Annotated in this window: 6 protein-coding genes; all 6 read left to right on the top strand. The window is 58.2% G+C overall.

The features are described 5' to 3' along the window. The first annotated feature begins 103 nt into the window (after positions 1 to 103). The 6 genes from AC6I8T_RS16735 to lplT all read left to right on the top strand — a co-directional run bounded on the left by AC6I8T_RS16735 (position 104) and on the right by lplT (position 13,006). On the top strand, positions 104 to 1,351 hold the full coding sequence (locus AC6I8T_RS16735; protein ID WP_208723699.1) for an MdtA/MuxA family multidrug efflux RND transporter periplasmic adaptor subunit: 1,248 nt from the start codon (positions 104 to 106) through the stop codon (positions 1,349 to 1,351). Further along, positions 1,348 to 4,560, top strand: a complete 3,213-nt coding sequence (locus AC6I8T_RS16730) for an efflux RND transporter permease subunit (protein ID WP_208723700.1) — start codon at positions 1,348 to 1,350, stop codon at positions 4,558 to 4,560. Before AC6I8T_RS16735 ends, AC6I8T_RS16730 begins: the two co-directional genes overlap by 4 nt. Then, complete coding sequence (locus AC6I8T_RS16725; protein ID WP_208723701.1) at positions 4,557 to 7,658, top strand: efflux RND transporter permease subunit; 3,102 nt, start codon at positions 4,557 to 4,559, stop codon at positions 7,656 to 7,658. The genes AC6I8T_RS16730 and AC6I8T_RS16725 overlap by 4 nt, the downstream gene beginning before the upstream one ends. A 3-nt stretch (positions 7,659 to 7,661) precedes the next feature. Next, positions 7,662 to 9,068 carry an efflux transporter outer membrane subunit gene (locus AC6I8T_RS16720; protein WP_208723702.1) on the top strand — a complete coding sequence of 469 codons (1,407 nt, stop codon included), beginning with the start codon at positions 7,662 to 7,664 and terminating at the stop codon, positions 9,066 to 9,068. 600 nt (positions 9,069 to 9,668) lie between these two features. Then, positions 9,669 to 11,819, top strand: a complete 2,151-nt coding sequence (gene aas / locus AC6I8T_RS16715; RefSeq protein WP_208723703.1) for a bifunctional acyl-ACP--phospholipid O-acyltransferase/long-chain-fatty-acid--ACP ligase — start codon at positions 9,669 to 9,671, stop codon at positions 11,817 to 11,819. Beyond that, positions 11,816 to 13,006 (top strand): lysophospholipid transporter LplT, encoded by a 1,191-nt coding sequence (gene lplT, locus AC6I8T_RS16710; RefSeq protein WP_497834157.1) that lies wholly within the window; start codon positions 11,816 to 11,818, stop codon positions 13,004 to 13,006. The genes aas and lplT overlap by 4 nt, the downstream gene beginning before the upstream one ends. The last annotated feature ends 12 nt before the right edge of the window (positions 13,007 to 13,018 follow it).

Raw genomic sequence — 13,018 nt, 5'->3', positions numbered from 1 at the left:
ATCCTGCTCTTCCGCCGATAATACGCCCGGTAATGATTTACCTTTGAAATAATCCCCTGCTTTTCAGGGGATTTTCCATTTATCTGATGACCTGAAGAACCTAATGAAGACCAACGTACCTCGCTCCGCTTTCTCTCGCTGGCTGAAATGGCTGCTGCTGTTAGTTGTGCTGTTAATTGTCGCTGGCGTGATCTGGCGCGTAGTCGGGGGGCATGCGCCGGGTGGTATGCCATCGGGTGGTGAACGTGGCGGTCGCAGTGGTCATCGTCCGGCCGGTGGTCCTCCGGGCATGGCGATGATGATGGGCGGTGCAACCCTGGTGCATAGCGGTGTGGCCAGTACGGCGGATGTGCCGGTCTACCTTAATGCATTGGGTACGGTGATCCCCAACGCCAGCGTGACCGTCACCAGTCGGGTGGCGGGCCAGCTGGAAAAAGTCTACTTCACCGAAGGACAAAAAGTGGCAGCGGGCCAGTTGCTGGCGCAGATCGATCCGCGCAGTTATCAGGCGACGCTGGCGCAATATCAGGGCGATCTGGCACAGAACCAGGCGTTACTGAAAAGCGCAGAGCTGACGCTGACACGCTATAAAAAACTCTATGCGCAGGACTCGCTGGCGCGTCAGGATCTCGACACGCAAACCGCCACGGTCGGCCAGTATCGGGGTGCGGTGGCTGCCGATGAAGCGCAGATCGCCAGCGCCAAACTGGATATCGAATATTCGCGTATCACCTCGCCGGTCAGCGGTCGCGTCGGCTTACGCCTGGTCGATCCCGGTAATATGATCCAGACCACCGACACCACCGGCATTGTGGTGGTGACACAGATGCAACCGGCGGCGGTGACCTTTAGCGTGCCGCAAAGCAATATCCCGCAGCTGACCAAAGCGCTGCACAACAATCAGAGCCTGCCAGCGACGGCATTTGATCAGGACAACACCACGGTGCTGGCGCAGGGTGACGTGCGCTATATCGGTAACCAGATCGACACCAGCACCGGCACCATCGAACTGAAAGCCAGCTTCCCGAACGAAGACGAGTCGCTGTTTGCTAACCAGTTCGTCAACCTGCGTCTGCAAACCGATACGCTGAAAAATGCCACGGTGATCCCGGCGCAGGCATTGCAGTTGAGTAGCGACGGCAGCTTTGTGTTCATCATCAACAAAGACAACACCGTGACGCGCAAAGCGGTCACCACCGGCCCTGCCTTCGGTGAGGATCAGCAGGCGATCCTGAAAGGGGTTGAACCGGGCGATCGTCTGGTGACGGAAGGTATCGATCGCCTGACCGACGGCAGTAAAGTGACGCTGGCCGATGAGAGCAAACCGACTGCGACCGCCGAGGCCAAATGAACCCGTCACGCCTGTTTATCCAGCGTCCGGTCGCTACCATCCTGTTGATGGTCGGCGTGCTGATCTCTGGCATCTTCGCTTATAAGTTTCTTTCCACCTCGGCGCTGCCGCAGGTGGATTATCCCACCATCCAGGTGACCACCTTGTATCCCGGTGCCAGCCCGGATGTGATGGCTTCTTCCGTCACCTCGCCGCTGGAGCGCCAGCTCGGACAGATGGCGGGGCTGAGCCAGATGACCTCCACCAGCTCCGGCGGTTCGTCGATCATTACCCTGAAGTTCAGCCTCGATCTGTCGCTGGACGTGGCCGAGCAGGAAGTGCAGGCGGCAATTAACGCTGCCAACAACCTGTTGCCGAGTGATTTGCCTAATCCGCCGACCTATAAAAAGGTCAACCCGGCAGACAGCGCGGTGATCACTCTGGCGGCAAGCTCCGATACGCTGCCGCTTACCCAGGTTCAGGATCTGGTGAATACCCGCGTGGCACTGAAGCTGTCGCAGATCTCCGGCGTCGGTATGGTGACGCTGGCGGGCGGCCATCAACCGGCCATCCGCGTGCAGATGGATCCAAGAGCGCTGGCGGCGCACAACCTGACGCTGGAAGACGTCAACACCCTGATCAGTAACGGCAACGTTAACGGTTCGAAAGGGGGCTTCGACGGCAAATATCACTCCGTCACCATCGATGCTAACGACCAGCTTCGCACCGCCGAAGAGTACGGCAACCTGATTATCACCTACCAAAACGGTGCTGCGCTGCGCCTGAAGGATATCGCCCATATCGAACAAGGGCCGGAAAACAGCTTCCAGTCGGCCTGGGCCAACAACAGCCCGGCGATTGTGATCAGCGTGCAGCGTCAGCCTGGGGCGAATGTGATTCAGGTGGTGGATGCGATCAAAGCCAAATTGCCGACCTTGCAGGCCGCACTGCCGGATGGCGTGAAGATGAGCATCCTGTCGGATCGTACGCAAACCATTCGCGCTTCGATCAGCGACGTACAGTTTGAGTTGATGCTGTCGGTGGCGCTGGTGGTGATGGTGACCTTCCTGTTCCTGCGCAATATCGCGGCGACGCTGATCCCCAGCGTGGCGGTGCCGCTGTCGTTGATTGGCACCTTTGGCGTGATGTATCTGGCCGACTTTAGCCTGAATAACCTGTCGCTGATGGCGCTGACCATCGCCACCGGCTTCGTAATTGATGATGCCATCGTGGTGGTGGAAAACATCTCGCGGCGACTGGAGGAGGGCGAAACGCCAATGCAGGCGGCGTTGAAAGGATCACAGCAGATTGGTTTTACCATTATCTCGCTGACCTTCTCGCTGATTGCGGTGCTGATCCCGCTGCTGTTTATGGGCGATGTGGTGGGGCGTCTGTTCCGCGAATTTGCTATCACCCTTGCGGTATCGATTCTGGTGTCGATGATAGTGTCGCTGACGCTCACCCCAATGCTGTGTGCTTATTTGTTGCAGCATATCCCGCCGGAGAAACAATCGCGCTTCTCGCGCAAGGGCGGCGAGTTCTTTGACAAGCTGATTCGCGGTTACGACCGCATGCTGACCATCGTCCTTAACCACCAGAAGCTGACGTTGCTGGTGGCGCTGGCAACCTTCGCACTTACCGCGTTGCTGTACATCGCTATCCCGAAAGGCTTTTTCCCGACGCAAGATACTGGCCTGATTCAGGGTGTGACCATCGCGTCGCAAGATGTGTCCTTTAATGAGATGTCGAAACGTCAGCAGGCGCTGGCGCAGGTGATTCTGAAGAATCCTTCGGTGGAAAGCCTCTCCTCCACCATCGGCATCGACGGCACCAATACCAGCCTTAACAGCGGCAGCATTCAGATCAACCTCAAACCGTTTGGCGAGCGTGATGATAAAGCCGACGTGGTCATTAAGCAGCTGCAACAAGCCGCCGCGCAGGTGACGGGTATTCAGCTTTATCTGCAACCGGCGCAGGATCTGACGGTCAACGACCAGGTCACACCGAATCAGTATCAGTTCACCCTCGACGATGCCGACAGCGAAAACCTGGTGAAATGGACGCCACAACTGGTTGCTGCGTTACAGAAACGCCCGGAATTTAACGGCGTGGTGAGCAATTTGCAGGATCAGGGGCGCGTGGCGTACGTGGAGCTGAACCGCGACAAAGCTGCGCGCTATGGCATTACCGCTGCCGATGTCGATACTGCGCTGTATAACAGCTTTGGTCAGCGTCTGGTTTCCACCATCTTTACCCAGGCGAACCAGTATCGCGTGGTACTGGAGGTGGCGCCGCGTTTCCAGCAGTCGCCAGCCTCGTTCGACGATGTCTGGCTGCCCTCGACCACCAGCACCAGCGATAGCAGCTCCAGCAGCAGCACCACGACATCATCGTCCAGCAGCACCACGAGCAGTTCGACCTCCAGCAGTTCTGATTCGAGCAGCAGCACCACCACCGGTATGGTGAAACTGACCTCGATCGCCACCATTCATCAACGCACCGGTTCACTGATGCATATGCGTCTGAACCAGTTCCCGGCGGTGATGGTGTCGTTCAACCTCAACAGCGACTATTCGTTGGAGGATGCGCAGAAAGCGATTGCCGACGTGACGCAACAACTGAATCTGCCTTCGAGCATCACCTTGCGTTATCAAGGTGAGACTTCCGCCTTCCAGAGCGCCACCAGTAACACGCTGTGGCTGATTCTGGCGGCGCTGATCACCATGTATGTGGTGCTGGGCATTCTGTACGAAAGCTTTATCCATCCGGTGACCATCCTCTCCACGCTGCCATCGGCGGCGGTCGGAGCGCTGTTGACGCTGCTGCTGGCTGGCAGCGAGTTCAGCCTGATTGCGTTGATCGGGGTGATCCTGCTGATCGGTATCGTGAAGAAGAACGCGATTATGATGATCGACTTTGCGCTGGAAGCGGAAAACAAACAGGGGATGAGTCCACGCGATGCTATTCATCAGGCGTGTTTATTGCGTTTCCGCCCGATTCTGATGACCACGATGGCGGCGCTGCTCGGTGCGTTGCCGCTGATGCTGGCCTCCGGCTCTGGCGCAGAACTGCGTCAGCCGCTCGGCCTGGTGATTGTCGGCGGATTGATCGTCAGCCAAGTGCTGACGCTGTTCTCCACCCCGGTGATCTACCTGTGGTTTGATGGTTGGGCGCAGCGCGGCAAGCGTTTCGTGCAACGCAAACAACAGCAGGCGCGAGGCGAGCAATGAATTTGACGCGGCTGTTTATCTTCCGCCCGGTTACCACCTTACTGCTGACGCTGTCGATCATGCTGCTCGGCCTGCTGGGCTACCGGTTGTTGCCGGTAGCGCCGCTGCCGCAGGTGGATTTCCCGACCATTATGGTCAGCGCCAGTCTGTCTGGTGCCAGCCCGGAAACCATGGCCGCCACGGTGGCGACACCGCTGGAGCGCTCGCTCGGCCAAATCGCCGGTATCACCGAGATGACCTCCAGCAGCTCGCAGGGTTCCAGTACCATTATTTTGCAGTTTGAACTGGACCGCGATATCAACGGCGCAGCGCGTGATGTGCAGGCGGCGATTAACGCGGCACGCAGTTTGCTGCCCAGTTCAATGGAATCGCTACCGACCTATCGCAAAGCCAACCCGTCGGATGCGCCGATTGTGATGCTGGCGCTGGTATCGGCGACCCGTACCCCAGGTGAACTCTACGATCTGGCGGAGAGCAAGATTGAGCAGGCGGTAAGCCAGGTGCAAGGGGTGGGTGAAGTGTCGCTGATGGGCAGTGCGCTGCCTGCGGTGCGTATCGACCTGCAACCGCAGAAACTGACGCAGTACGGAATCTCGCTGGACACGGTGCGTACCGCCATTGCCGACAGCACCACCAACTTACCGAAAGGCATCCTGCAAGGTGACAGCCAATCCTGGGTGGTGGACAGCAACGGCCAACTGGATAAAGCGGCGCAGTACCGCAATCTGATCATCACCTATAAAGACGGCAAAGCGGTACGCCTGCATGATGTCGCCACCGTCTATGACTCGATAGAAGACAAGTACCAGGCCGGTTTCCTTAACGCTACCCCGTCGGTGATGGTGGGGATTAAGCGCCAGGCGGGGGCTAACATGCTCGATACCATCGACGCCATCAAAGCCCAGTTGCCGGAGCTGGAAAAAGATCTGCCCGCCGATACCCAGTTGAAGGTGGTGGTAGACCGTTCGCCGACGGTGCGCGAATCTCTGTACGACACCGAAGAGACGCTGTTGATTGCCGTGATGCTGGTGATTGCGGTGGTGTTTATCTTCCTGCGTAACGTGCAGGCGGTAGTAATCCCGGCGCTGGCGCTGCCGGTGTCGCTGATTGGCACCTGTGCGGTGATGTATTTACTTGGCTATAGCCTCGATAACCTGTCACTGATGGCGCTGATCATCTCCACCGGTTTTGTGGTTGATGATGCGATTGTGGTGCTGGAAAATATCACCCGCCATATCGAAGAAGGGCTTAGCCCGCTGCGTGCCGCCTTACGGGGTGCGCAGGAGGTGAGTTTCACCGTGCTGTCGATGACCATGTCGTTGATTGCGGTGTTTATTCCTATCTTGTTGATGGGCAGCATTGTCGGGCGTCTGTTCCGTGAGTTTGCGGTAACACTGACCATCTCGCTGCTGATCTCGATGTTTGTCTCGCTCAGCCTGACGCCGATGTTGTGCGCGCGCCTGCTGAAGGCCAAACCGAAAGTCACCCAACGCCCGCACCCGGTGTATCAGTTCATTGAAAACCAGCTCAATGCGCTGCTGGCCGCCTACTCGCGCGGTCTGGCGTGGGTGATGACACACCAGAAAATCACCATGTTTAGCCTGGTGCTGACCGTGTTGCTCAACCTGTTCCTCTATTCGGTGGTACAGAAGGGCTTCTTCCCCAACCAGGATACCGGCCTGCTGATGGGCGCGTTGCGCGCCGACCAGAACATCTCGTTCCAGGCAATGAAGCCGAAGATGCTGGAGTTCACCAAAATCATCCAGTCCGACCCGGCGGTGGAGAGCGTGATGTCATCAATGGGGAGCGGCATGTTTGGTTCGCGTAACAGCGCCAACTTCTTTGTGCGTCTGAAGGATTTTGATCAGCGCAGCGCGACCGCGACCGAAGTGGCTAACCGCCTGAGCATGAAAACCAGCCATATTGCCGGTGGGCAGATGTTCCTGATGGCGGCGCAGGATCTGCATATTGGTGGCCGTAGCGCCAACGCCACCTATCAATACAGCTTACAAGCCGACGATCTTGACCTGCTGCGTACCTGGACACCCAAAGTGCAGGCGGCGCTGGCAGCGATCCCGCAGCTAAACAGCGTCGATTCCGACTCGCAAACCGGCGGTCAGGAAGTGGTGATCAACATCGATCGCGATCGGGCGAAGATGCTGGGCGTTAACGTGCAGATGATCGACACCATGCTGAATAACTCCTTCAGCCAGCGACAAATTGCCACGCTGTACCACACGCTCAACCAATACCATGTGGTGATGTCGTTGCAGGATAGCTACACCCGTGACCCGGACATTTTGCAACAGTTGTTTGTGGTGAATGACAGCGGCGATCGCGTGCCGCTTTCGGCATTCGCCACCTTTAAGGGCGGCAACGCGCCGTTGTCGGTGGCGCATCAGGGCCAGTCAGCGACCAGCACCATTGCCTTTAACCTGAATGACGGCGTGTCGCTGGAACAGGCGCAGGCGCTGATTAAGCAGGCGATGGCGAAACTGGGCCTGCCTTCGACGATTCAGGCGGGCTTTGCCGGGACGGCGGCGGCCTTTGCCCAACTGACGGCCACCATGCCGTGGTTGATTCTGGCAGCGCTGGCGGCGGTGTATATCGTGCTGGGCGTGTTGTATGAAAGCTATATCCACCCGATCACCATCCTGTCGACGCTGCCCTCGGCAGGGGTGGGGGCGCTGTTGCTGCTGTTGCTGACCAATACGCAACTGACGGTGATTGCGCTCATTGGCATCATCTTGTTGATCGGTATCGTGAAAAAGAACGCCATTATGATGATCGACTTCGCCATCGATGCGGAGCGCCGCCTTGGCCTGACGCCACAACAGGCGATTACGCAGGCCTGTCTGATGCGCTTCCGTCCAATCATGATGACCACGCTAGCGGCGTTCTTTGGTGCCTTGCCACTGGCGCTGGGCAGCGGTGGTGACGCCGATCTGCGTAGCCCGCTTGGTATGGCGATTGCCGGTGGTCTGGCGCTCAGCCAACTTCTTACCCTGTTTACCACGCCGGTTGTTTATCTCTGGCTCGATAGTCTGAGCCGCGCCACGAAACGTCAGTGGCGGCGGTTGCGTCATGCGGAATCCTGATCCATGAAAATGTCGTTATCTGTTACCCCGATCGTTATGGCGCTGTTGCTGGCAGGCTGTACCGTTGGCCCTGATTATCAGCGTCCGACGATGGCGATGCCGACCCATTTTAAAGAGGCCAAAGGCTGGACTCAGGCCATGCCGCAGGATGATAAGAGCAAAGGTGAATGGTGGTCGGTCTACCACGATGCCACGCTCGACAGCTTGCTGCGTCAGGTCAGCATCTCCAACCAGAACGTTGCCAACTATGCGGCGCAATATCGTGAAGCCCAGGCACTGGCGGGGCAGTCACGCGCCGAGTTGTTCCCATCGGTCAGCTATGACGCCAGCAGCACCCGCAGTGGCAGCCGTGCCAGTACCACCGGGCAGCGCAGCGTCAGCAACAGCCATCAGGCTGAGCTGAGCGCCAGTTGGGAACTGGATCTGTGGGGCAAACTGCGCCGCACGCTGGAAGAGAACAAAGCCAGCGCTCAGGCGAGTGCGGCGGAACTGGCGAATATCACCCTCAGCGCCCAGTCCGAACTGGCGCAGGACTATTTCCAGTTGCGCATCATGGACGAAAAGATCGCCCTGTATCAGCGCAGTGTTGATGCCTATCAGCGTTACCTGACGGTGATTCAGAACAAATATCAGGCAGGCAGCGAATCACGCGCCACCCTGGCGCAGGCTCAGATGCAACTGGAGAGCGCCCGTGCCTCGGCGCAGGATTACCAGTGGCAGCGCGCCCAACTGGAGCACGCCATTGCGTTGCTGATTGGCCGTGCCCCGGCGGATTTCTCACTGCCGGTGGCGAAGCTGGAAGCGACCTTACCGGAGATCCCCAACAGCATTCCGTCGCAGTTGTTGCAACGCCGCCCTGATATCGCCTATGCCGAACGTAACGTCGCGGCAGCCAATGCGGCGGTGGGGGTAGCGATTGCCGGTTACTACCCGGATCTGACCCTGAGCGCCAGTGGCGGCGTCAGTTCATCAACCTTCAGTAATCTGTTCTCGCTGCCGAACCGTGTCTGGTCGCTTGGCCCGGAACTGAGCGGCACGCTGCTGGACTTTGGTGCCACCTCGGCGAAAGTGGAACAGGCGAGGGCTTCTTACGACGCCAGTGTCGCCAGCTATCGCCAGGCGGTGCTGGAAGGGATGCAGGAAGTGGAGGATTACCTGGTGGAGCTGAACACGCTGAAAGGCGAACTGGTTTCACTGCAACTGTCTACTGCTGCTGCGCAGGAATCGGCACGCGTGACGCGGAATCAGTATGAGGCGGGGATGATCGATTATCTCGACGTTGCCACCACTGAAAACAGCAGCCTGAGTGAGCAGCAGACCCTGCTGTCAACGCAAAGCACCCAATGGGTGACCAGCGTAGAGTTGATAGCCGCGCTGGGTGGGGGTTGGCAGGCGGATAAATCGCAATAACGGCTGGTGCGGGTTTCGTTCGCCATAGGCTGATGTAGTTGCAGCTCGCCGGTGCGGCGACCGAGCAAAGGGTGACTGGCCGCACCCTTTGCACTCCCCGGCCCTGCGCCAGCCTCTTTTTTTTGCGCGATAAATCGCGCCGCTACGGGTAACGTGCTGCCATTTGTAGCGGCGCGATTTATCGCGCAATTAAGAGAGCACCTGGCTTTCAGGCGATGGGGTGGGCGGCCGAGCGCAGAGGGAAGGCCAGGACGAGCCGCATGGATGCGGCGAGAGAGCGGAATGAGCCAGGGATGGCGAATCCGCGCGTGCCGTATGGCCTGAGTGATAAGCGAGGGCACAGCGCTATGCGCTGCGCGAGGACGGCGCAAGGCGCGGATTGCAAAGGTCCGCGCCCTCGGACCTTTGCCCGTCCGCCTGCACGTTGCGGCTGAAACTGCCTAATGCCTGGCGGGCGGAACCCTCTCAGTGCCAAACCGCTGCCTGACACGTAACACGATTTATCGTGCAGCCCCGCGCGATAAATCGCGCCGCTACTTGTCGAAAATCCCTGAATCCTGCATCGTAGGGGCCATTTTTAACGACTGCTAAGGAGCTGGCATGTTATTCACCTGTCTGCGTTTCCTCTGCCGCCTGTTATGGCGCGTCGAGCTGCGCGGTGATCTGACGGTACTGAACAAACCCAAGGTGTTGATCACCCCTAACCACATGTCATTTCTCGATGGCGTGCTGGTGGCACTTTTTCTGCCGATCAAACCGGTGTTCGCCGTCTATTCATCGATCAGCGATCAATGGTTTATGCGTATCCTCAAGCCGCTCATCGACTTCGTGCCGCTTGACCCCACCAAACCGATGTCGATTAAACATCTGGTGCGTCTGATCAACGAAGGCCGCCCGGTGGTGATATTTCCGGAAGGGCGTATTACCGTCACCGCTTCGCTGATGAAAATCTACAGTGGCGCTGGCTTTGTGGCAGCGAAATCGGGTGCCACCGTGGTGCCAATGCGCATCGAAGGCGCGGAATATACCCCGTTTGGTCGCCTTGCCGGCGTATTTAAGCGCCGTCTGTTTCCGCGTATTACCCTGAGTGTGTTACCTGCGACGGTTATCCCGATGCCGGAAGCCAAACGCGCGCGTGAGCGGCGTATCCTGGCTGGCGAGCATTTACATCATGTGATGATGGAAGCGCGTATGGCGGTGCGGCCACGGGAAACGCTGTTTGAGGCATTCCTCAATGCGCGTACCCGCTACGGTCTGTTTAAGCCGTGCATCGAGGACATCAACTTCAAAACCGACAGCTACACCGGATTGCTGAAAAAAGCGCTCGGCGTGGGCCGTATCCTCGAGCGCTACAGTCGTCAGGGCGAATATGTCGGCCTGCTGCTGCCGAATGCCACCGTGACCGCTGCGGCCATTCTGGGGGCTTCGCTGCGTGGACGCATCCCGGCCATGCTCAATTACACCGCCGGGGTTAACGGGATGCGCGCAGCGTTGACCGCCTCACAGGTGAAAACGGTCTTCACCTCGCGTCAGTTCCTTGATAAAGGCAACCTGTGGCATCTGCCCGAAGGTTTGACGGACGTGCAGTGGATCTTCCTCGAAGATCTGCGATCGACCGTCACCACCAAAGATAAACTGTGGATCCTCAGCCATCTGCTGATGCCACGTCGTGCGCTGGTGGCGCAAAAGCCTGAAGAGGCCGCGATGGTGCTGTTTACCTCCGGCTCGGAAGGCAATCCCAAAGGAGTGGTGCATTCGCATAAAAGCCTGCTGGCGAATGTTGAGCAGATTCGCACCGTTGCCGATTTCACCCCGCGTGACCGTTTTATGTCAGCGTTGCCACTGTTCCACGCCTTTGGTCTGACCGTGGGGCTTTTCACGCCGCTGCTGACCGGTGCGCAGGTGTTCCTTTACCCCAGCCCGCTGCATTATCGCGTGGTGCCGGAGCTGGTATATGACCGCAACTGTACCGTGCTGTTCGGCACCTCCACCTTCCTCGGCAACTATGCACGCTTTGCCAGCCCGTACGATTTTGCCCGTCTTCGCTACGTAGTGGCGGGGGCGGAAAAATTGCAGGAAGGCACACGTCAGATTTATATGGAGAAATACGGCATCCGTATTCTCGAAGGCTATGGTGTGACCGAGTGCGCACCGGTGGTGGCGATTAACGTGCCGATGGCGGCAAAATCGCACACTGTAGGCCGAATTCTGCCGGGGATGGACTCGCGTCTGATTTCGGTGCCGGGTATTGAGCAGGGCGGTCGCCTGCAACTGCGTGGGCCAAACGTGATGAACGGTTATCTGCGCGTGGAAAATCCCGGTGTGCTGGAGCCGCCAGTAGCCGATAACGGTGAAGGTGAGATGGAGCCGGGTTGGTATGATACCGGCGACATCGTCAGCTTTGATGAGGGAGGGTTCTGCCAGATTCAGGGCCGCGCCAAACGCTTCGCGAAAATTGCCGGAGAGATGGTTTCGCTGGAAATTGTCGAGCAGATTGCGTTGAAAGCCTCACCAGAAAAACAACATGCCGCATCGTTGCGACCCGATGGCAACCGTGGAGAGGCGCTGGTGCTGTTCACCACTGACAGCGAGCTGGATCGCGAGATGCTCAAACATGCGGCCCGTGAGTTGGGGGCGCCAGAACTGGCGTTGCCGCGTGATATCCGTGTGCTGAAACCTTTGCCGATACTCGGCAGCGGTAAACCTGACTATGTCAGCCTGAAAAAACTGGCCGAAGAGGAGCAGGCATGAGCCAGGCGGTAAATCCGGATACGCCGCTGTTGTCGCGTGGCATGATGGCGGTGATTGTGGCGCAGTTTCTCTCGGCGTTTGGCGATAATGCGTTGTTATTTGCCACCCTCGCGGTGCTGAAAAACCAGTTCTATCCCGACTGGAGTCAGCCGATTCTGCAAATGTTGTTTGTAGCCACTTACATTCTGCTCGCGCCTTTTGTTGGGCAGATGGCCGACAGCTTCGCCAAAGGTCGTGTGATGATGTTTGCTAACAGCCTGAAGCTGTTAGGGGCGTTGATTATCTGTTTTGGTTTCAATCCGTTCCTTGGATACACCCTGGTAGGGGTGGGCGCGGCGGCCTATTCTCCGGCCAAATATGGCATTCTGGGTGAAATCACGCAGGGTGATAAGTTGGTCAAAGCCAACGGACTGATGGAGGGCTCGACCATTGCGGCGATCCTGCTGGGGTCGGTTGCGGGTGGCATTCTGGCGGACTGGCATCTGCTGGCAGCGCTGGCGGTGTGTGCACTTACTTACGGCCTGGCGGTCGTCGCAAACCTGTTTATCCCGCGTTTGCTGGCAGCACGTCCCGGCCAGAGCTGGCACTTTGGCATGATGCTGCGCAATTTTACTCAGGCAACGTTGTTGCTGTGGCGTAATGGCGAAACCCGTTTTTCATTGATGGGTACCAGCCTGTTCTGGGGCGCAGGGGTAACACTGCGTTTTCTGCTGGTGCTGTGGGTGCCCGTGGCGCTGGGTATCAGCGATAACAAAACCCCGACCACGCTGAATGCGATGGTGGCGATAGGTATCGTGATTGGCGCGGCTGCGGCAGCAAAGCTGGTGACGCTGCAAACCGTACGCCGCTGCATGCCTGCCGGGGTGCTGATTGGCGTGATGGTGGTGGTGTTTTCCTTGCAGCACAGCTTGTTGCATGCGTACCTGATTCTGATGCTGATTGGTGCGCTGGGCGGGTTCTTCGTGGTGCCGCTCAACGCGCTGTTGCAAGAGCGCGGTAAAGCCACTGTCGGGGCGGGCAATGCAATTGCCGTGCAGAACCTCGGTGAAAACACCGCGATGTTGCTGATGCTGGGGCTGTATACGCTGGCGATTAAGCTGGGGGCACCGGCAGTGGCGACCGGGGTTGGTTTCGGCGCGATATTCGCTGTGGCTATCGCAGTTTTATGGTTGAAAGGGCGGCGCTAGCAGCGATGGGTT

The sequence above is a fragment of the Pantoea sp. X-Soil-OKNW-556 genome, from assembly GCF_059730695.1.
The sequence above is the reverse complement of the archived record's forward strand: the minus strand, read 5'-3'. Positions and strand labels throughout refer to the sequence as shown.